Source organism: Actinocorallia lasiicapitis, assembly GCF_054778695.1.
The window spans coordinates 1-20,449 of sequence record NZ_BAAGZI010000070.1; the positions used below are offsets into that span (position 1 = coordinate 1).

At 69.5% G+C, this 20,449-nt stretch carries 17 protein-coding genes; 14 read left to right on the top strand and 3 right to left on the bottom strand.

Going from position 1 to position 20,449, the window contains the following annotated elements:
• Positions 1-297 precede the first annotated feature (297 nt).
• The 7 genes from ACYVE7_RS11205 (at position 298) to ACYVE7_RS11235 (ending at position 7,158) form a co-directional block, all read left to right on the top strand.
• Complete coding sequence (locus ACYVE7_RS11205) at positions 298-1,461, top strand: TadA family conjugal transfer-associated ATPase (protein ID WP_460364562.1); 1,164 nt, start codon at positions 298-300, stop codon at positions 1,459-1,461.
• Positions 1,462-1,554: 93 nt separating this feature from the next.
• Positions 1,555-2,268, top strand: a complete 714-nt coding sequence (locus ACYVE7_RS11210; protein WP_460364548.1) for a type II secretion system F family protein — start codon at positions 1,555-1,557, stop codon at positions 2,266-2,268.
• A gap of 664 nt (positions 2,269-2,932) precedes the next feature.
• Positions 2,933-3,649, top strand: coding sequence for a type II secretion system F family protein (locus ACYVE7_RS11215; protein WP_460364549.1), 717 nt, complete (start codon positions 2,933-2,935; stop codon positions 3,647-3,649).
• A 121-nt stretch (positions 3,650-3,770) separates the two neighbouring features.
• Positions 3,771-3,968 (top strand): DUF4244 domain-containing protein, encoded by a 198-nt coding sequence (locus ACYVE7_RS11220; RefSeq protein ID WP_460364550.1) that lies wholly within the window; start codon positions 3,771-3,773, stop codon positions 3,966-3,968.
• Between the two features lie 144 nt (positions 3,969-4,112).
• Entirely contained in the window at positions 4,113-4,424 is a 312-nt protein-coding gene (locus ACYVE7_RS11225) for a TadE family type IV pilus minor pilin (RefSeq protein WP_460364551.1), read from the top strand.
• Positions 4,425-4,606: 182 nt separating this feature from the next.
• Complete coding sequence (locus ACYVE7_RS11230; protein ID WP_460364552.1) at positions 4,607-5,146, top strand: Rv3654c family TadE-like protein; 540 nt, start codon at positions 4,607-4,609, stop codon at positions 5,144-5,146.
• Positions 5,147-5,334: 188 nt separating this feature from the next.
• Positions 5,335-7,158: a hypothetical protein gene (locus ACYVE7_RS11235; RefSeq protein WP_460364553.1), complete on the top strand. Its 1,824-nt coding sequence runs from the start codon at positions 5,335-5,337 to the stop codon at positions 7,156-7,158.
• Positions 7,159-7,515: 357 nt separating this feature from the next.
• Here ACYVE7_RS11235 and ACYVE7_RS11240 read toward each other — a convergent pair whose 3' ends face one another.
• Positions 7,516-10,050, bottom strand: coding sequence for a DEAD/DEAH box helicase (locus ACYVE7_RS11240; protein ID WP_460364554.1), 2,535 nt, complete (start codon positions 10,048-10,050; stop codon positions 7,516-7,518).
• A 201-nt stretch (positions 10,051-10,251) separates the two neighbouring features.
• On the opposite strand from ACYVE7_RS11240, the gene ACYVE7_RS11245 reads away from it, so the two are divergent.
• Both ACYVE7_RS11245 and ACYVE7_RS11250 read left to right on the top strand, forming a co-directional pair.
• Entirely contained in the window at positions 10,252-10,602 is a 351-nt protein-coding gene (locus ACYVE7_RS11245) for an STAS domain-containing protein (RefSeq protein ID WP_344829247.1), read from the top strand.
• 5 nt (positions 10,603-10,607) lie between these two features.
• Complete coding sequence (locus tag ACYVE7_RS11250) at positions 10,608-10,970, top strand: ATP-binding protein (RefSeq protein ID WP_460364563.1); 363 nt, start codon at positions 10,608-10,610, stop codon at positions 10,968-10,970.
• An 82-nt stretch (positions 10,971-11,052) separates the two neighbouring features.
• Here ACYVE7_RS11250 and ACYVE7_RS11255 read toward each other — a convergent pair whose 3' ends face one another.
• Positions 11,053-11,673, bottom strand: a complete 621-nt coding sequence (locus tag ACYVE7_RS11255) for a Type 1 glutamine amidotransferase-like domain-containing protein (RefSeq protein ID WP_460364556.1) — start codon at positions 11,671-11,673, stop codon at positions 11,053-11,055.
• Between the two features lie 246 nt (positions 11,674-11,919).
• On the opposite strand from ACYVE7_RS11255, the gene ACYVE7_RS11260 reads away from it, so the two are divergent.
• Positions 11,920-14,160 carry a sodium-translocating pyrophosphatase gene (locus ACYVE7_RS11260; protein WP_460364564.1) on the top strand — a complete coding sequence of 747 codons (2,241 nt, stop codon included), beginning with the start codon at positions 11,920-11,922 and terminating at the stop codon, positions 14,158-14,160.
• Between the two features lie 452 nt (positions 14,161-14,612).
• Positions 14,613-15,074 (top strand): SixA phosphatase family protein, encoded by a 462-nt coding sequence (locus ACYVE7_RS11265; RefSeq protein ID WP_460364557.1) that lies wholly within the window; start codon positions 14,613-14,615, stop codon positions 15,072-15,074.
• A gap of 466 nt (positions 15,075-15,540) precedes the next feature.
• Here the strand turns inward: ACYVE7_RS11265 and serB are convergent, their stop codons facing one another.
• On the bottom strand, positions 15,541-16,725 hold the full coding sequence (gene serB / locus ACYVE7_RS11270) for a phosphoserine phosphatase SerB (RefSeq protein WP_460364558.1): 1,185 nt from the start codon (positions 16,723-16,725) through the stop codon (positions 15,541-15,543).
• 157 nt (positions 16,726-16,882) lie between these two features.
• On the opposite strand from serB, the gene ACYVE7_RS11275 reads away from it, so the two are divergent.
• The 3 genes from ACYVE7_RS11275 to ACYVE7_RS11285 all read left to right on the top strand — a co-directional run.
• Positions 16,883-18,136, top strand: coding sequence for a hypothetical protein (locus ACYVE7_RS11275; protein WP_460364559.1), 1,254 nt, complete (start codon positions 16,883-16,885; stop codon positions 18,134-18,136).
• Positions 18,133-19,443: a hypothetical protein gene (locus ACYVE7_RS11280; protein WP_460364560.1), complete on the top strand. Its 1,311-nt coding sequence runs from the start codon at positions 18,133-18,135 to the stop codon at positions 19,441-19,443. Before ACYVE7_RS11275 ends, ACYVE7_RS11280 begins: the two co-directional genes overlap by 4 nt.
• Positions 19,444-19,494: 51 nt before the next feature.
• A partial coding sequence (locus ACYVE7_RS11285) for a hypothetical protein (protein WP_460364561.1) occupies positions 19,495-20,449 on the top strand: 955 nt, incomplete at its 3' end.

Below are 20,449 nucleotides of genomic sequence, written 5' to 3' on the forward strand. Positions count from 1 at the left end.
ACGACCAGGCGACCGCCTGGTCCCACCACGGCTACGACCTCACCGCTTGACATCCAACCTCCAGGGATGTCTGACCACCCCCAGGAGCCCCCATGCCCCCCACCCCGGCACAACCCCCCACGCCGCAACCTCAACCACCACCCCGCGATTCCGCTCACACACCGATCAAAGCCCGTCCCATGTACGCGGTGAGGGAGATGGTTTTCGCGCACGTGAGGGAGGCGCGCGTGCTGTCAGCAGGGGAGTGGATAGGCGGGTTGAGGGTGGGCGGGAGCAGGGTTCGAGGGGGTGGGCGAGATGGGGGGTGAGGCGGGGTGGGGGGCGGGGCTGACGGAGGCGGTGCGCGGGAGGCTGGCGGACAGCGGACGGGCGGCGACCCCGTCGGCGGACGCGGCGGCCGTGCGGGCCGAGGACGGAGCGCTGGGCGACACCGATGTGCTGGCGTTCGCCCGTGAGGTGCGGGCGGAACTCGTCGGAGCGGGCCCGCTGGAACCGCTGCTGAGAGACCCCGAAGTGACGGACGTCCTGGTCAACGGTGCACGCGAGGTGTGGGCCGAGCGCGGCGGCGTCCTGCTGCGCACCAGGATCAGATTCCCCGACGAGCAGACGGTGCGACGTCTCGCGCAGCGCCTCGCGGCGGCGGCCGGACGCCGCCTCGACGACGCCGCACCTTACGTCGACGCCCGTCTACCGGGCGGTGTCCGCCTCCACGCGGTTCTCGCGCCCGTCGCCGTCGGCGGCACCTGCCTGTCGCTCCGCGCGCCACGCGGCCGCGCGTTCACCCTCGCCGAACTCGTCGCCGCCGGCAGCCTCTGCCCGGAGGCGGCCGACCTACTCGCCGCGATCGTCGCAGCCCGTTCGGCGTTCCTCGTCACCGGCGGCACGGGAACCGGCAAGACGACTCTGCTGAGCTGCCTGCTCAGCCTGGTCCCACCCACCGAACGCCTCCTGCTGGTCGAGGATTCCGCCGAGCTCCGCCCCGCCCATCCCCACGTGGTCCGCTTGGAGGCCCGCCCCCCGAACATCGAAGGCGCAGGCGGAGTCACCCTGCACGACCTGGTCCGTCAAGCACTCCGGATGCGTCCCGACCGCCTGGTCGTCGGTGAGGTTCGCGGCCACGAAGTCCTCGATCTCCTGGCCGCTCTGAACACGGGCCACGAGGGCGGTTGCGGCACTCTGCACGCCAACACCCCGACCGACGTCCCCGCCCGTTTGGAGGCTCTGGGCTGCGCCGCGGGACTCACCCGCGAAGCCCTCCACAGCCAACTCTCCGCCGCCCTCGACCTGGTCATCCATCTGACCCGCCAGGGCCCGACCCGCTACATCTCCGAAATATCCCTCCTCACCAGAGCCCCTTCTGGTTTCGTCACCGCCACCCCCGCCGCCCACCTGACCCCCACAACCATCGCCTACACCCCCGCCGCCCCCACCCTCTTCGCCCACCTCGATTGGTCTCCCTAGTCCCGCAGCCGGGTGCAGCCGTCGCGAGCTGACGCACCAGCGGGAACGCGAGGCGTCCAGTCCCGCTTCCGAACCCCGACTCGAAGGGAGACGATGATGATCACAGCTCTGCTGGTCACGGCGGCGATCCTGCTCTGGGGCGGCTGGGGTGGCCCCGAAGCCAGATTGCGCCACCTTCAAGGTGACGAACCTGTCCCGTCCACGCGACTCCACTCCGCCACCACCCGCATCAGGGACGCCGCGAACAACCGACTTCGCAGAGGGCACAGAAGACGCGAGAACCATGCGTCCGTCATCGAACTCTGCGACAACCTCGCAGCGGAGCTGACCGCCGGCCGAACCCCGGAGGACGCCCTGTCCGCCGCCATCCAGTCCCTCTCCCCGCCGCTGTCGACCCTCCTCCACCCGATCCCGTCGGCCCCCGACATCCCCGCAGCCCTCGAAGCGTCAGCGACCCTCCCCGGCACCGACCCGCTCCGCCTCCTCGCCGCCTGCTGGCGCGTCGGCGTCGAACGCGGCGCAACCCTGGCGACCGTCGTCGACACCCTCGCCGCAGCCCTCCGCGACGACGCCGCACACCGCGAGCACGTCACCTCCCAACTCGCCGCCCCCCGCGCCACCGCCCGCCTCCTCGCCGTCCTACCCCTCCTCGGCATAGGCATGGCCGCCGCCCTGGGCACCCACCCCCTCGCCTTCCTCTTCACCACCCTCCCCGGCCTCACCGCCCTGATCCTCGGCCTCACCCTCAACCTCACCGGCCTCTACTGGACCCACCAAATAGCCCACTCCGCCGAAGCCCCCACCTGAGCCCGCACCGACTCCACGACGAAGCCCGCATCCCCTCAAAACGCGACCCAAAGCTGCACTCACCCCATACACACCACGAGAACTCCACCCCTCCCACACGCACAGCCGCACCCACCCTCGCTCCGCGGTGCCCGACCCGCGGTGCCCGACCCACCGCTCACGGTCGAAGCGGCACCTGCGCCAGGCACGCATCTGCGCCAAGCGGGCGGCGCTTGCGCCAAGTGGGCGGCCGCGCTGTGCGGGTATCTGCGCCGAGCGGGCGTCGTGAACCTGTGGGCTGCGCTTACTGCAGGTGCGTGACCAGATGCGACTGCCTTGCGCGCACGGCCAGAGCTGCACCTACGCCAAGGCACGCCGGACCGCTGAGCCAGGTGGGCGTCGTGCGGCTGCACCTACAACACCTAGCTGACACGCGCTGGCGTGCCCTCAGCGCAGACATAGCCGCCTGGCGCAGATGCCCTGCGCGTTGCTAGGTGCAGCTCTGGCCGTACGCCCAGTGCCCCACAGCTGGTCACGCACCTGTTGCGCGTGTGGCAAGTGTGGCTTCGGCTGCCGCGTACGTGTGGCCGGAGCTGCGTCGGTCTCCAGGGGCCGGCTGAGGATTCAGTTGGCTGGATGTGGGGCTGACGCTGTACCTGATTCGGATCCGAGAAGGGAAACGCTGATGTCGATCATCGTTGTGTCGCTGGCCGCGTTCGCCGCATGGTTGGGCGTCCCGCCTGACCCTGCCCGGCGGCTGAAGGCCTTGTATCCACCGCCGGAGCGTTGGGCGGCGTCCGACGGTCGGCGCATTCGCGTTCTGATCGTCATGATGACGGCGGCGGGTGTCTGGTGGGTGATCGGTGGAGTCGCCGGGATGGCGATCGCGGCGGCGCTGGCCACAGGGCTGTGGAAAGCCCTGGGCAAGGTGACGCCGAAGGAGACGAAACGCCGCGAAGCGAAGATCATCGCTGAGCTCCCCATGGCGGTGGAACTGCTGGCGGCGTGTCTCGCGGCCGGCGCGTCGTGGGTGGAGTCGGTCGAGACGGTCGCCGCTGCACTGGGCGGGCCCGTCGGCGAGGAGTTCACTACGGTGGCCGCACGTGTCCGGCTGGGGGCCGACCCGGCAGAGGCATGGCTGACGCTCGCCACGACCCCGGCCCTGCGCCCCCTGGCCAGGACAGCGTCCCGCGCCAGCCAGACCGGCGCCTCCCTGGCCCCGATCCTCACCCGCCTGGCCCGTGACCAGCGCCGCACCGCCCGCAACGCCGCCGACGCCCGAGCCCGCTCCGCCTCCATCAAAGCCGTAGCGCCCCTGGGCCTCTGCTTCCTCCCCGCCTTCATCCTCCTCGGCATGGTCCCCGCCATAGCCGGCATCGCCGAAACCATCACCCTCCCCTGACCGCTCCCCACCACGGGCCGAGCCAGAAGAGTTATCCACAGCCGCCTAAACGATCTGTGGCTCCGCCGATGCATTCTGTTCCCAGCGCGGACGACGGTTCCGCCCGACGAAAGGGAGTCTCATGAAACGCCTGCTCAAGTGCCTCGCGATTCGCCGAGCCGCAGCGCCCGGCGACGCGGGCATGTCCACCGCTGAATACGCCGTCGGCACCATCGCCGCCGCGGCGTTCGCCGGCCTTCTCTTCAAGATCGTTACGAGTGACGAAGTCCGTGCTCTGCTCTTAAACATCATCAACCGGGCTCTTCAGCTCGCCTCCTAGCCGGCCATGCTCCCCACCCGGCGCGGGGCTAGCGCCACGCCAGGAGCCTTCCCCTCCCGTCCGCTGCGCGCTTCTGCACTCCCCTCCGAACACCCCTCACGCAGGCGCGCACCGGAACGTGGCTCAGCGACCGTCGAACTGGCGATGGCTCTTCCCGCCCTGATGGCCGTCGCCGCGATCGCCCTCTGGGCCATCGCGGCGGCGGCCGCCAAAGTCGCCTGCGTCGACGCCGCCCGCGCCGGCGCGCGAGCCGCCGCCCGAGGCGAACCACCCGAATCCATCAGGTCCGACGCCCTGACCGCGGCCCCTCCGAACTCCACCGTCACCCTCACCCAGAACCCCGACACCACCCGCCTCACCATCACCGCGACCTACCGCCCTCCACCCCACCTCCCCCTCCCGGCCCTCACCTTCATCACCACCGCCGAAGCCGCCACCGAACCCACCTCCAACTGACCAACCCATTCGCCGCGAAGCCGATCACGGCGTCCGCCATCCCGACCTCACCCCACACCCGCCAACCCACGTCCCGAGGCCGCCCCAGGTCGTCCTGTTCGCGGCTGTCCCTGATCGCATCCTTGTCGGCCGTGTCCGGGTCGTGCCGGGGCTCGGCCCCTTCTTCAGATCGGAGTGCACTGATGTCCAGGCAGGAGCTAGGGGATAGCTGCTGGGGTTCGGTCGGAGCCCGGGTCGGAGCCCGGGTCGGAGCCCGGGTCGGAAGCGGGGCTGGGGCAGGGGTCGGAGCTGGGCCCGCAGCGGGAGGAGAGAGGGCGCGGGCCGGGGGTGAAGGCGGAGGCGGCGGATGGGTGTGGAGGAGGGGGGATGGTGGGGCGGCGACGCTCTGGGTTGTGGCCGTGATGGGGCTCGTGTGGACGGTGGCGGGGGTGGTGATGGTGGCCGGTGGGGTGCGGGCGGCACGGCATCGGGCGCAGCTCGCGGCCGACTCGGCGGCTCTGGCGGTGGTCACGAGGGAGGTCTGGGGGTTCGGTGATGGATGCCGGTTCGCGCGGGAGCTGACCGAACGGAACGGGGCCGCCATGGAGTCCTGTGAGATCCGCGGGGCCGCTGCCGGGAGCGGTCTGGGAGCCGAAGTGAAGACAGCCGTCATGATCAGGGCGCCGAGCTGGGTTGGGGTCCTTCGCGTCCACGCCGTCGCCCGCGCGGGCCAGATCGGGTAGCCGGGGAACCGTTGTTCTGCGGGTTCGGGGCATGGTGAGCGGGGCCGGCTGGTGGATCTCGGTGGAGGGGTGGGAGGGGTTGCGGCGGGGGGTGAGGTGGCTAAGGTGCGGGTGGGAGTTGTCGCCTTCCTGTGACTTTCGCTACCGACGGGTCATATACGCTGCCGTAAGCATGGAGGTACCGGACTGTGACGGAGGGAACCGTGCAGATGCGGATGAGGGCGCTGTTGGTCGCGGCTCCGCTGGCGCTGGCGGTCCTTGGTCCCGCTGTTCCGGCTGACGCGCAGAGCGCCGCGAAGCCGACGATCACGCCGGGAAACGGCCAGGTCGTCACCAGTTCGACCGTGACCATCTCGGTCAAGTCTGGATTTGTCGGCGGCAAGCTGGTCGTCGACGGGGTCCTCCGGGACCAGGGGGCCAACAAGAACCTCACCTGGAGTTTCAACGGGCACAACCGTCGTAACGGCCCGGTGAAGGTGATGCTCCAGGACCCGGTGCCGTTCAACAGCGTCGAGAGCACGTTCGTGCTGGCGGTTCCCCCGTCCGCGCCGAGCGGAGTCCAGGCGAAGGTCAGCGGCAACAAGATCACTGTCTCGTGGAACCGTGGCGGCGAACCGGACCTGACCGGCTACTCCGTGACCACGAGCCTCGGCGGCGGTAAGAGCGTCGGGGTCGGGTCCTGCGGCGGGCGCTGCACGACGACTCTGAGCGTCGGCGCCGCGGGCGGGCAGCTCGGCATCCAGGTGGTGGCCAAGCGGCGCGGCGCGGAACCTTCCGGTGCGACGTCGCGAACGGTCCGCCTTGCCGGAACAGCCCCTCCCAGCAGCGGAAACAACAACAATCCGGTGCCGCCGCCCGGCAACAACTGGTCGGCGCCGTCGAACAACGGCAACAACCCGAACCCGTTCCCGAACGTCAACCCGCCTCCCGGCGACCCGTTCAGCACGGTCTCCCCTGCCCCCGAAGCCTCGGCGCCCGAACTCTCCCCTGACGACGGCTCCGACATCGACACCTCCCTGCTCCCGCAGCCCGTCGCCGACTCCCGTATGTCCACCACGGAGGAGAGCCTGCAGTGGGGTAAGAGCATCGCGATGGCGCTGGTGCTCCTGCTGTGCGCCGGCCATCTCGGCACGTGGACGCGACGGCTCCGCGCCGCCCGGTCCGGTGGCGGCGTCGCGCTGGGTCCACGCGTCATCCACGGCTCCGCGCACGCACGTGTGGAAGCCAACCGCCTCCACATCGAGGCCGCCCTGGCCGCCGCCCGCGGTGCCACCGAGTCGGACGGCCCGCAGCCCAAGCGGCGCTTCCTCTCCCGGAAACGTCCGGCCGCCGCCCCCGGCGCGCCGACCGACGTCGCTCCGGATGCCGACGACGCCCTCACACCCGCTCCCACCCCGTACCCGTCCTCCGCTTACGCCCCGGACGAATCCGCCGAAAAGCTCGACCTCGGCTCGTCTTCCGACGAGGACGCCGCCCCCACCAGGTCGCTGCCCGAAATCGACGCTCAGGGCACCGACGACGCGGCCGTCCACGCCACGGTTCACGAGGCCCTTCCGGACGATGCGGACACGCAGGACACGGCCCACCTCGCGACAGTGCCGGCAGCCGCCGACGCCCTCGCAGAGCCGGATTCCGGCCGTAAATCCCTCAACGGGAAAGCCGACCCCGGAACCCCGCCGAAGGACTCGTCCTCCGCCCCTGCTCCACGCGACCCGTCCGCCGACGTGGACGCCCTGGCCTCTCTCGCCACCCCCGCACGCCACAACGGCCAGAGCGCACTCCACTCCGCCTACGCGTCGACCACGACACAGGCCGCCGACGCCGACGAGCCGGACGAACCCTGGTACGAGGGAATGCCCGACGCCCCGTACACCTGGTCGCCCGAGCCCCCACTCACCACGGAACAAGCCCCGACCCAAGCCGACCCTGACGCCGCCCCCCAGCCAGACCTGGGCCCCGCCGAACTGCTCGACACCCCTCGCCCCCGCCGCTTCCTCCGCCGCCGCTCCTGACCGCACCACCCACCCCGGACCCGACCCAGGCCGACCTTGACGGCGTCCCAGCCAGATCCAGGTCCGGCCGAGCTGCTCGACGTCCCGCTCCTGACCGCATCACCTTCCCCCACGGCCGTCCGTGATCGGACAAGCCCCTCCAAGTCGACCTTGATGGTGGGCCCGGCCAGATCTGGGGCCCGGCCGATCTGCTCGACACCCCTCGCCCCCGCCGCTTTCTTCGCAGCCTTTCCTGACGGCATCACCCATCCGTGCCCGCCCAAGATCAGAACCAGCCACGGCCCAGGTCGACCTTGACGGTGCCCCTAGCCAGATTCGGTCTCGGCCTAACTGGGATCGGGGTGCCGGGTGTGAGCCTCAGCTGAGGAGGGTGGTGAGGAGGCGGAGGGCGTCGGGTTTGTTGAGGGGGTCGTTGCCGTTGCCGCATTTCGGGGACTGGATGCAGGACGGGCAGCCGTGGTCGCAGTCGCAGGATGCGATGGCGTCACGGGTGGCTTCGAGCCAGGGGCGGGCCGCGGAGTGGGCGCGTTCGGCGAAGCCCGCGCCGCCCGGATGGCCGTCGTAGACGAAGACGGTGAGCAGGCCCGTGTCCGGGTGGAGAGGGGTCGAGACGCCGCCGATGTCCCAGCGGTCGCAGGTCGCGAACAGCGGGAGCAGGCCGATCGAGGCGTGCTCGGCCGCGTGGGCGGCGCCGGGCGCGTCGAAATCGCCGAGAGCTTCCAGGGAGTCGGGGGAGACGGTCCACCAGACGGATTTGGTGCGCAGGACGCTCTCGGGCAGGTCGAGCTGCTTCTCACCGATGATCTCGCCGGAGCCGGAGCGGCGCATCTGATAGGCGACGACCTGTCGGCGGACTTCGACCGTCCCGAAATGCAGCCCGGAATCTCCCCAGAAATCCGATTTCTGGACGTCGAGGATATGGATCTCCGTCGTGGAGCGGGCCGAGGTCGTGTAGTCGGGGTCGGCGCGGGTGACCAGCGCGACGGAGTCGTCCAGGTCCAGCAGATCGACCAGGTAGCTCTCGCCCTGGTGCAGGTAGACGGCGCCTTCATGGACGGTACTCGGCGCGGACGACTCGTCGACGGTGCCGAGCAGCCGTCCGGTCTCCGATTCGACGACCTGGATCGGCATTCCGCCCGAACCGCGCAGATCGGCGGACGGGCGTTCGTGCTTCGTCCAGTACCAGCCGGTGGGTCGTTTCCTTAGCTGACCTGCGGCGACGAGGTTATCCACAAGCTGTGCGGACGTCGGTCCGAACATCGTGAAATCGTCGGGGGTGAGGGGCAGTTCCGCTGCCGCCGCACAGAGATGAGGCTCGAGAACGTACGGGTTGTCCGGGTCGAGGACGGTGGCCTCGACCGGCGTGCCGAAGATCGCGGAGGGGTGATGGACGAGATAGGTGTCCAACGGATCGTCGCGGGCTACGAGGACCGTCAGGGCGTCCTGGCCGGAGCGGCCGGCCCGCCCGGCCTGCTGCCAGAGCGACGCCCTGGTGCCCGGCCAGCCGCAGATGAGGACCGCGTCGAGCCCCGAGATGTCGATCCCGAGCTCCAGCGCGTTCGTCGTCGCCAGGCCGAGCAGTTCTCGCGTCCGCAGCGACCGCTCCAGCGCCCGCCGCTCCTCGGGCAGATAGCCGCCCCGGTAGGCCGCCACCTGGTCGGCGAGTTCGGGCGCGGCCTCGGCCAGCCCCCGCCGCGCCGCCAGCGAAACACTCTCCACTCCGCGCCGCGACCGCACGAACGCGAGCGTCTGTGCACCCATGCTCACCAGATCCGCCAGCAGCTCCGCGACCTCGGACGTCGCGGCCCGCCGCACGGAAACCGCCCCGTTCACCCCACCCTCGTCACCCCGCCCCCCATCAGCCGCCGAAACCCCAACCCCCCCGACCCCGCGCCGCGCATCCCGGAGCCCCACGACCTCGCGCCCTGCGACCTCATGCTGCGCATTGTGGAGCGCTGCGGCGCCGTGCCCTGCGGCCTCGTGCTGCGTGATTTGGGGTTCTGGGGACTTGGGCTGTGTGTTTTGGGGGTTTGTGGGGTGGGTTGTTTGTGGTGATGGGTTGGGGGGTGCTGGAGTTTGTTGGCTTGGGGTTCTGGGTCGTGGGGGGAAAGGGGTTGGGGGGTCGAGGAGGGGGGGTTCCCAGAGGGCGAAGGTGGTGGCGCCTCGGGGGGAGGCGTCGGTGGTGACGGGGGTGACGGGGAGGCCGGTCAGGGCGGTGGCCGAGGTGGCGGGGGCTGAGACGGTGGCTGAGGCGAGGATGAAGGTGGGGGAGGCGTTGTAGCGGGCGCAGACGCGGCGGAGGCGACGGAGGATCTGGGCGACGTGGGAGCCGAACACACCGCGGTAGCCGTGGGACTCATCAATGATCACGTAGCGGAGGGAGCGAAGGAAACGCGACCAGCGGGCATGGCCGGGCAGCATCCCGTAGTGGAGCATGTCCGGATTGGTCAGGACGAAGTTGGCGTGGCGTCGCACCCAGTCACGGGTTTCGGGCGGCGTGTCGCCGTCGTAAGTCGAAGCACGGACCGAAGGCAGATCGAGGGACGTGAGATAGCGGAGCTGATCGTTCGCCAGAGCCTTGGTGGGCGCCAGATACAGGGTCGACTCGTCCTGGAACGCGGCCGTCAGCGCAGGTAGCAGGTAGGCGAGCGACTTGCCCGAAGCCGTCCCGGTGGCGATGATCACAGATTCGCGGGCGTGGGCGAGGGAGGCCGCCTCGGCCTGGTGCTCCCACAGCCGCGGCAGGTCGATCGCCGAGATCACCGAGGCGGGAACCCAGTCGGGCCACGGCGCGAACACGGCTGGACGTGCGGGAACGACCTGTGCATGGGTGATCCGGCCGCGGCGACGAGGGTCGCGCAGCAACTGGTCGAGAAGATGATGGGGAGGCACAGGTTTCCAGTTTCGCATTGGGGGAAGGGAAGGGAGAACGCCCCGGCACCCCCGAGGACCGTGCGGGCAGGTCAGACCACGCGAACACGGGATTTCGTGTGAAGACGGCGTCGGAGCGTGGTTGAATTTCGGCGGGCGAACGCCGTCACGTCCGATCGATGTAATTTCAAAAACCATGGCGGCAAATGCGCTGGAGGTTCTGTGGACCTGAAGGTGAACGACTACACCACCGACGACGGCCTGACGGTCATCAACGTGGAGGGGGAGATCGACGTCTACACGGCGCCGAAGCTCCGCGAGAAGCTCATCGACTTGGTCAACAAGGGCAAGTTTCACCTCCTCGTGGACATGGAGAAGGTCGAGTTCCTTGACTCGACCGGGCTCGGCGTCCTGGTGGGCGGTCTCAAGCGTGTCCGGGCGCACGACGGCTCTCTCGAGCTCGTCTGCACCCAGGAACGCATCCTCAAGATCTTCCGGATCACGGGCCTGACCAAGGTCTTCGGGATCCACGACACGATCGACGAGGCGCGGGAGAAGCGCAAGGGCAAGTGACCACGGTGGCAACCGTTGAGCTGGCGTTCAGCGCGCTGCCCGTCCATGTTCGGACGGCGCGTCTGATCACTACGGCTGTGGCCCGTCGCAGCGGGGTGGCGGAACCCCTGCTGGACGAGGTGCGTCTCGCGGTGGGCGAAGCGTGCTCGCGGGCGGTCGAGGCACATCAGAAACACTGCCCTGACCAGCCGGTACGACTGGAGCTGACCGATGGTGGGGGCCGTTTCTCGGTCTCGGTCAGCGATCAGGCTCAGGCCGAGCCCGAGGAGGGCCTCAGCATGGCCGTCATCAAGGGCCTGGCCGACGAGCTCGAGATCGACTCCTCCCCGGAGGGCATGACGATCAGCATGAGCTGGCCGGCCCCCTGACCCTCGACTTCTCAGCCGCGCCCGGACCGTTCCAACGGTCCGGGCGCGGCTTTTTCACGTCCTCCCGGCCTGCGCGGGCTGGTCAAGGGGAGGGGATGAAGGCGTGGGCGGGTCCTTCGACGGTCAGGGCCTGGGCGTCGGTGAGGGACAGGAAAGGGAGATGGGGGTGAAGGGTCGCGAGGCGGGTGTGATGGTCGGCTCTGTCCCGGTTTCGATGGGCGAGGACGACATAAGGGGTCAGCCGGAGAGCGGTGGGCGTCGGCGGGGCGGGGAGACGGCCGGGATCGTCGGGCGCTGACAGAGGGGTGAGGTCGGGGCCTGCCAGAGCCGCGCCGGCGGAGATCCCGGCGTACGGGAGCTCGCCGGAGCGGATCAACGGGCGGGCCAGCTCGAGGAAGCCGGAGCGGACGGCCTGCTCCAGGAGGTAGACGGCGTAGCCGCCGGTCACGTAGACGAGGTCCGTGGCGGTGAGGGCTCGGCGGACCTCGGCGGGGGTGGCGTCGGCCAAGTCCAGATAGGTGACGGCGACGGACTGGGCACCCAGGAAATCGGCTGTCGTCCGGACGAAAGGGGCCGAAGCCATGGGCCGGGCGGCGGTGGGGATCAGGACGGCTCGACGGGGACGTCGCGCCAGGGAGTCGAGCCAGACGGGAAGGGCTCCCAGACCTGCTGAGCCGAGGAAGAGGCGGGAGTGTTCGGACATGCCTCAAGTGTGGCCGGTGGTGCGGCGCGATGGTGGCGGCGGTGCGCTCTTCGTCTGAGGGGGCGGCTGAATTGTCTGGAGGATCTTTGGCGGGGTGGGGTGAGAGGGGGAGAATTGGAGGTTCTGCGGAATTGAGTCTTTTCTTGATTGGAAAGGCGTGCTTACACTCCCGACATCGCGCTGAACGGTCGACGAGGACGGGAGGGCGACGTGGACATTTCCGGTGGAGATCTTTTTCTGGTCGGGATGGTCGGGGTGGTGGCGCTGCTCGCATTGGGGGTGGCGGCGGTGCTCGTCAGGGAGGTGCTCGCCGCTGAGCAGGGCACCGAGAAGATGCAAGAGATCGCCAAAGCCATTCAGGACGGGGCCGGCGCCTATTTGAAACGCCAGTTCAGGACCGTCGCGATCTTTGTGGTGCTGATCCCGTTCCTGCTGCTTCTGCTGCCGGCGGAGACCACGGGGATCAGGATCGGAAGATCCATTTTCTTTGTGATCGGCGCGCTGTTCTCGGCGATCACCGGATCCACCGGAATGTGGCTGGCGGTGCGCGGAAATGTGCGGGTGGCGGCCGCGGCGCGCGGGGCCGGCGAGAAAGCGGCGATGCGGATCGCGTTTCGGACGGGCGGCGTCGCCGGGATGTTCACGGTCGGGCTCGGGCTGTTCGGCGCGGCCGTCGTCGTGTTCGCCTACCAGGGGGACGCGCCGGGCGTGCTGGAGGGGTTCGGGTTCGGTGCGGCGCTGCTGGCGATGTTCATGCGGGTCGGCGGCGGGATCTTCACCAAGGCGGCGGACGTCGGCGCGGACCTCGTCGGCAAGGTCGAGCAGGGGATCCCGGAAGACGATCCGCGCAACGCGGCCACGATCGCCGACAACGTCGGGGACAACGTCGGCGACTGCGCGGGCATGGCGGCCGACCTTTTCGAGTCGTATGCGGTGATGCTGGTCGCGGCGCTGATTCTCGGGAAGGCGGCGTTCGGCGTCGAAGGGCTGGTGTTCCCGCTGATCGTCCCGATGATCGGGGTGGTCACCGCGGTGATCGGGATCTTCGCGGTCGCGCCGAGGGATCGCGACAGATCGGGCATGACGGCCATCAACCGGGGGTTCTTCGTCTCCGCGGTGATCTCGGCGCTGGGCGTCGCCGCCGCGTCGTTCCTCTACCTGCCGTCGAGCTTCGAGCAGCTCGACCAGGGTGCGCTCGTCGACGCCGACCCGCGGTGGGTGGCAATCGGCGCGGTGCTGATCGGGATCGTGCTGGCCAGCGCGATCCAGTTGCTGACCGGCTACTTCACCGAGACGAACCGGAAGCCGGTGCGGGAGGTGACCGACAGCGCGCGGACGGGTCCCGCGACCGTCGTGCTGGCCGGGATCGCGGTCGGGCTCGAATCGGCCGTCTACTCGACGTTGCTGATCGGCGGCGCGATCTATGGGGCGTTCCTGCTCGGGTTCGGCAACACGACCGTCGCGCTGTTCGCGGTGGCGCTGGCCGGGACGGGGCTGCTGACGACCGTCGGGGTGATCGTGTCGATGGACACGTTCGGCCCGGTTTCCGACAACGCTCAGGGAATCGCGGAAATGTCGGGGGATGTCCAGGGGGAGGCGGCGGCCGTCCTGGAGCGGTTGGACGCCGTCGGCAACACCACCAAGGCGATCACCAAGGGGATCGCGATCGCGACGGCCGTCCTCGCGGCGACGGCGCTTTTCGGGTCGTTCCGGACGACCGTGGAGGCGGCGCTCGCCGACGCGTCGGACGACGCCAAGGACGCGATCGGCGCGACGTTCCTGCAGTTCAACCTCTCGATCGACCAGCCGAACGTGCTGCTCGGGCTGCTGATCGGCGCGTCCGTGGTGTTCCTGTTCTCCGGGCTGGCGATCATGGCGGTGGGCCGGGCGGCGGGCCGCGTGGTCGTCGAGGTGCGCGAACAGTTCCGTACCAAGCCGGGCATCATGGACTACACCGAGAAGCCCGATTACGACCGGGTCGTCGACATCTGCACCCGTGACGCGCAGCGGGAGCTGGCGACGCCGGGGCTCCTCGCGATCCTGACCCCGATCGCCGTCGGATTCGCGTTCGGGTACGCGCCGCTCGGCGCGTTCCTGGCCGGCGCGATCGCGTGCGGGGCGCTCATGGCCGTGTTCCTGTCGAACGCGGGCGGCGCCTGGGACAACGCGAAGAAGCTGGTCGAGGAGGGGTATCTGGGCGGCAAGGGCTCCGACGCGCACGCCGCGACCGTGATCGGCGACACCGTCGGCGACCCGTTCAAGGACACCGCGGGCCCGGCGATCAACCCGCTGATCAAGGTGATGAACCTGGTCTCGCTGCTGATCGCGCAGGCCGTCGTCACCTATGCGGGAAATCCGGCGCTCCGCATCATCGTCACGGTCCTTTCCGTCGGCGTGATCGTTACCGCGATCGTGATCTCCAAGCGCCGCGCCCCCGAGTCCAGCGACCCCGTCGCGACCCCGGCCCCCGACCTGGCCACGAACTGACCCCCCGGGAGCCCGCCCCACGAGGGCTCCCGAACCCCGACTTCTCTTTGACGCCCTGATGCGCCGCCCCTCCACCACCCCCACCCATCAACACCCTCCCCAACAACCCCACTCCACCGCACGCGCCTCCCCGCCCAGCTCTCCCAACGCCCTATGTGCCCCGGCATCGCGCAGGCCCGCTCCGCTGTCCGTGCCGCCCGCTCATCGCCGTGACGGGATCCGGCATCACGATGCCTGACGACTCCCGGCAGATCCGTCCACCGCACGCGTTCCTCTATCGACGTCTTCCTAGAGCTGCGACTTCCTGGAGTCGGGATGGGGGCCCGGTATCACGGTGTGGCTGGGGACGCCTACTCTTGGGCCATGAGTGGTGGCAAGGGGTTCGCCGTTGTGTTCGGCGGGATGATGTTGGTGATGGCGCTGCTGTGGGGCGCGGCCTGGCTGGTGGCCTGATGGCCAAGCGGCTGCTGGTGCTGCGGCATTCCAAGGCGGCGCAGGTGCTCGGGCTGGCCGATCATGAGCGGCCGCTGGCTGAGCGGGGGCGGGCGGACGCGGCGGCGATGGGGGATTTCCTGCGCCGTGAGGGATTGCTCCCGGATCAGGTGCTCTGTTCGACGGCGCTCCGCACCCGGGAGACCTTGGACGGGCTGGCGTTGGACGCCCCGGTCTCGTATGAGCGAGGGATCTATGTCGGTGACGGCTATGACCTGCTGACCCTGGTGCAGATCACCGAGGACGACGTCGACGCGCTGCTGCTGGTCGGCCATAACCCGGCCGTGCACGAGCTGGCGGTGATCCTCGGCGGCGGTGAGGTGACGGACTTTCCGACGTCGGCGCTCGCGGTGATCGAGCTGGCCGATTGGTCGGTCTCGGGCGGCGAGCTCCTCGACTACCGCACCCCCAAAACGATCTAGCCATCTGGACGGCCCCCGGAAGGCCCGTCCTCCAAGCCGACCCGCAGGCACCTGCGCGCACCCTCCGGAGAATCTCGCAGGAATCACGCGACGCCTGGTCGGCTACCCTCCGCGCGCTCACGCCGCTGCGGCTGTGCGTCCTTCAGCGGATCCGCAGGAATCGCGACGGTCGACTAGACGGGCTGCGCTTCGCACGTCCACGCTGCTGCGGCCGTCCACACCCTGGGGAAAACCGCGGCGTGAATGACGCACGTCTCGGAGCGGTCGTCCAGAACCCGACGCCGCGACCAGGAACGCCCGGACAGTCGTCGCGGCGTACTCAGCCGCCGCACGGTGCTCGGGCCGCACGGTGCTCAGGATGCGAGGGCCTGGCCTCGCAGGATGTTTCACACGGCGGCGCTGATCTCGCGTCGCGGCCTTTGATGCGGGTGTCGGCGAAGAGAGTTGCCGGGCACGGGTGTTGGGCTTAGGAGGTGGGGTCTTCGGCGTCGGCGGCTTCGATTTCGGCGCGGGAGATGCCTAGGAGGAAGAGGATGGTGTCCAGGTAGGGCACGTTGACGGCGGTGTGCGCGGCCTGCCGGACCACCGGTTTGGCGTTGTAGGCGACGCCTAGGCCTGCGGCCTGGAGCATGTCGAGGTCGTTGGCGCCGTCACCGATCGCGACGGTCTGTGAGACGGGGATGCCTGCGGCTTCGGCGAACCGGCGGAGGGCGGTGGCCTTGCCGGCGCGGTCGATGATCGGGCCGATGACGCGTCCCGTCAGCACCCCGTTCTCGACCTCCAGGGTGTTGGCCGCGGAGTAGTCGATGCCGAGGTCGGCGACGAGCGAGTCGGTGATCTGGGTGAAGCCGCCGCTGACGATCGCGAACTTGTAGTCGAGCCGCTTCAGGGTGCGGACCAGGGTGCGGGCGCCTGAGGAGAGCTGGATCCTGTCGCGGACGGCGTCGATCGCGGACGCGTCGAGCCCGGCCAGCAGGGCGACACGCTCCCGCAGCGAGCCTTCGAAGTCGAGTTCACCGCGCATCGCGGCCTCGGTGATCTCGGCGACCTTGTCGAGCTGACCGGCGTGTTCGGCGAGCAGCTCGATGACCTCACCCTGGATCAGGGTGGAGTCGACGTCCATCACGATGAGGCGCTTGGACTTGCGGATCAGGCCGGCTTTCTGCACGGCGATGTCGACCTGGAGTTCGGCGGCGACCGTCGCGAGGGCGGCGCGCAGGCCCTTCGGGTCGGCGCCGGACACGGCCAGCTCGATCGCGGTGACCGGGTAGCTGGCGAGCCGTTCGATCCGGTCGATGTTCGCGCCATGCGCGGCGATCTTCCCGGCGACGCCGGCCATGGCGTCGGGCTTGAGCGGGCTGCCGAGCACGGTGACGTGCAGCTTGCCCTTCTTGCTCTTGGGGACTTTGCTGCCGCCGGTCGACATCTCGACGACCATTTCGAGATCGTCGGCGACCTTCTCCACGGAGTCGATCAGTGAGTCGATGCCGGAGCTATAGGTCAGCAGCACCCCGAGGACCAGATTGCCCCGGATCACGACCTGTTCGACGTCGGCGACCTCGACAGGGAAGGCAGTGAGCGTGCCGAACAGCCGCGAGGTGACCCCGGGGCGGTCGCGGCCTGTCAGAGTGATCAGCAGTGTCCGTTCCATGCTGGTGGACACGCTACCGGCAGTGGCCGAGGTCGAGACCACCGCGTCCAGAATGTGGACGCTCCGCACAACTCCTTCACCTGCTGCGATGCCGATTCCGATTTGCTGCCGTATGGCACTCTTTGACGACTTCTTTACCCGCCTCCTCAGGAGACACATGATCCGCGCCGCCGTTCCCATCGCCGCCCTGGCGCTGGGACTGCTCCCCGCTCCGGCCCATGCCGCCGCCCCGCAGCCGTTCAAAGTGGTGAAGACCACGAACCTGCGCGGCCAGGACGGCTTCTCGGCCGTCATCGCGCCCAGCCGAAAGTCGGCGTTCGCGTTCGGCAGCCGCGGCGCCGAGCGGGAGAACCCGTACGTCTACCGCTATGACGGAAAGAAGTGGGCGAAGACCGCGCTGCCCAAGGTCGCCACCAAGGGTTTCATCGCCGACGTCGACTACTCCTCGGCGAGCAACGTCTACGCGGTCGTCCCCGGTAACTTCTCGCTGCTGGAGTCCACCGGCCCGATCGACCCTGGGGCTGAGGACGATTGCCCGGAAACCAGTGATTCCCGGACGCGCAGCGTGTCGCCGCAGTTCGGCGCGCAGGCCCGGCTCCGCCAGCTCAAGGCCGCCGCCGGCAACGCGCGACGCGCCGCCGAGCCGCCGTCCCGCCTGCTCCGCTGGAACGGCAAGAAGTGGACGGTCGGCGCGACCTTCAAGTCCGCTCTGATCATGGACGTGGTCGCTTTCGGGCCGAAGGACGTCCGGGTCTTCGGCGTGGACAAGAAGGGCCCGGCCGCCTGGCGCTTCAACGGCAAGAGCTGGAAGAAGTCCGCGCTGCCCAATTTGGTCATCACCGCGGTCAAGTCCAAGCGCTCCGTCTGGGCGATCACGGCCGGCCAGAAGGACGGCTACTACCGCCTGGTCGAGCAGTCCGCCAAGGGCTGGAAGGACCGCACGCCCCCGCAGGTCCCGGCGTTCGTGATGCCGACCAAGGACAAAGCGGGCACGATGTCGCTGCTCACGTCGGTCACGGCCTCTTCGGGCCGGATCTATGTGGCCTCCGCCACGATGACCGCCAAGCTCTGCCAGGAGGACGCCGACTGGCAGTCGAACCTGTTCGCAGGCGACGGCCGGACCTGGCGGTCGATCGCGCTGCCGAAGAGCTTCAGCCCGTTCAGCATCTTTATGGGCGGCACGTTCTCCGCTGACGGCAAGGGTGGCCTCTATGTGCCGACCTATGACGGCAAGCCTGCGCTCTTCCGCCTGTCCGCCAAGGGCAAGTGGAGCAGCCAGCAGCTTTCCCGCTCCGTGATGCTCACCGGGTTCGCCGTTGTTCCCGGCACCTCGTCCTCGCTTTGGGCCGCCGGAGCGAAGCAGGGCGACTGGGACGAAGACGGCGTGATCGCTCTGCGAGGCAAGGCATGAGACTCCGCACCACGCTGACGGCCGCACTTGCCGTCGCCCTGCTGGCCCCCGCCGCCGCGCAGGCCGCGCCCCCCTCCCCCTGGAAGATCGTCAAGCGGACGAATCTGGCGGGCTCCGAGCAGTTCACCCAGATCGCCGCGGGCGGCCCGAAGTCCGTCTGGGCGTTCGGCCTCCGGACGGGCTCGAAGAAGGGCCAGCTCCTCTCGTACCACTTCGACGGTCGCAAGTGGCGGTCCGCGCCGTTCCCGAAGGGCGTGAAGACGAACTTCAACCCGGAGAGCGAGTACTACGGCGGCGGGACGCTCACGGCGTCCACCCCGTCGAACGCCTGGACATTCTTCGACGGCGACTACCGCTACCCCGCCATGCCTGAGCTGCCGAACGAGTGCGAGCCGGGCGGCTACCGCACCCCGGCCGCCAAGGCCAGGGCCGGGCGGGTCGCCTCGGCGCGGGCCCGCAGCGCACTCGACGGCGTGACGGCGAAGGGCGACAACCCGGTCATCAAGAAACCCGCGAAGGTGCTGCGCTGGTCGGGCGGGCGCTGGAAGGTCGTCAAGGCGCTCAAGGACGTCATCCCGTGGATGATCAAGGCTCGGGGCGCCAAAGAGGCGCTGATCTTCGGTGACAACGTCCGGACGGGCCGCCAGGTCATGCTCCGTTTCGACGGCAAGAAGTGGCGTTCGACCAACACTCCGATCGTCATGGACGCCACCGTCGAGGGGAAGAACGTCTGGGTGTCCTCCTATGACAAGAAGGGCACTCCAGAGATCTACCGCTGGAGTGGCGGCGGCTGGACCTCGGTCCGGTACGGACGCGCCCTGCCCGCCGAGGTGATCCCCACCAAGGACCGGGACGGCGTCAGCTCGTCGATCGCCAGTTTCTCCGCCCGCAAGGGCAAGCTGACCGTGTTGGCCGAGACCTGGCGCGGCCCGCTCTGCGCGACCGCGGCGAACCGCGGCACCTTGGAGACCTCCCTGGTCACGGGTGTGAACGGGAGCTGGCGTCCGGTCTCGCTTCAGGGTCTCAAGGGCTGGAATCTGCGTGCTCACTGGCCGGACGGCCGCGGTGGCGGCTACCTGTCCGTCGACAACTTCCCGCTCTATTTCGAGGAGCTGCCGCCGGAGTGGACTCCGGACATCGCGCTCTTCCACAAGACCGCTTCGGGCTCGTGGCGGCGTGTGGTCCTGCCGAAGAAGGTCGTCTCCACCGATGCGATCGTGACGACCCCCGGTTCGCGCGTCTTGTGGATGGCCGGAGCCGTCCAAGGGCAGTGGGACACCGACGGCGTCATTCTCCGCAGTAACTGATCTGAACACCCGTGGGGCCCGCCCGTGCGGGCCCCCTCTGCAAGGATTCCCGTGAAACATCTCCTCGTTCTCGCCCTGCTCGCGCCCAGCACCGGCCCGGTCTGGGACACCTCCCTCGACCTGACCCGCAAACCGTTCCTCATCAACACGATCGAGGCGACGGCGAAGAACGACGCCTGGGCGTTCGGCGGCGCGAAGGCCGAGCACGGCCGCCCCGTCGCCCTCCGCTGGGACGGCCGCTCGTGGAAGCGGTTCGCCCTGCCCAAGCTCACGGGTGAGATCCTGCAGGCCGACAGCAGTTCACCGCGGAACGTGTGGGCGGTCGGCGCGGGGGACGGCGGCTCCTACCTGCTGCGGTTCGACGGCTCCCGCTGGAAGACCGTGAAGACCTGGAAGGGCAGGTTCTGGGCGGGAAGCCTCGAGGTCTTCGGGCCCAAGGACGTCTGGCTGACGTTGGAACCCACGGGCGGAACCGCCAGCCGGGCGCTGCGGTTCGACGGGCGTTCCTGGAAGACGGTGAAGCCGGTCGTCCAGAACGTCCGGCTCGCCGGGACGTCGTCGCGTGATCTCTGGGCGATCGGCGGGACCCGCGACGGGCGGGCCCGGCTGCTGCACCGCACCGCCAAGGGCTGGCAGCGGATCGTCCCGAAGGCGCTGCCGCGCGACATCCTGCCCAAGACCGTGCCGAACGAGCCCGCCGCGCCCGGCACGATCACCCAGGAGGTCAGGCTCACGGACGTCACGGCGATTTCACGGCGCGACGTCCGGATCGCCGGCGAGATCTGGTGGGACCGCGCCAACGGCCTGGACGCCGACCCGGTCGACAAGGTGATCCCGTTCGCCCTGCGCTGGGACGGCCACCGCTGGCGCCGCGAGAACACCCCGACCGAGCTGAACCTGGCCGCGACCCTGGCCCTGAGCCCGGACGGCCGCGGCGGCTCCTACTGGTCGCTGCTGCGCCGCGCCCACGACAACGCGGGCCCCGGCGCCCTCCCGCTGACCGCCC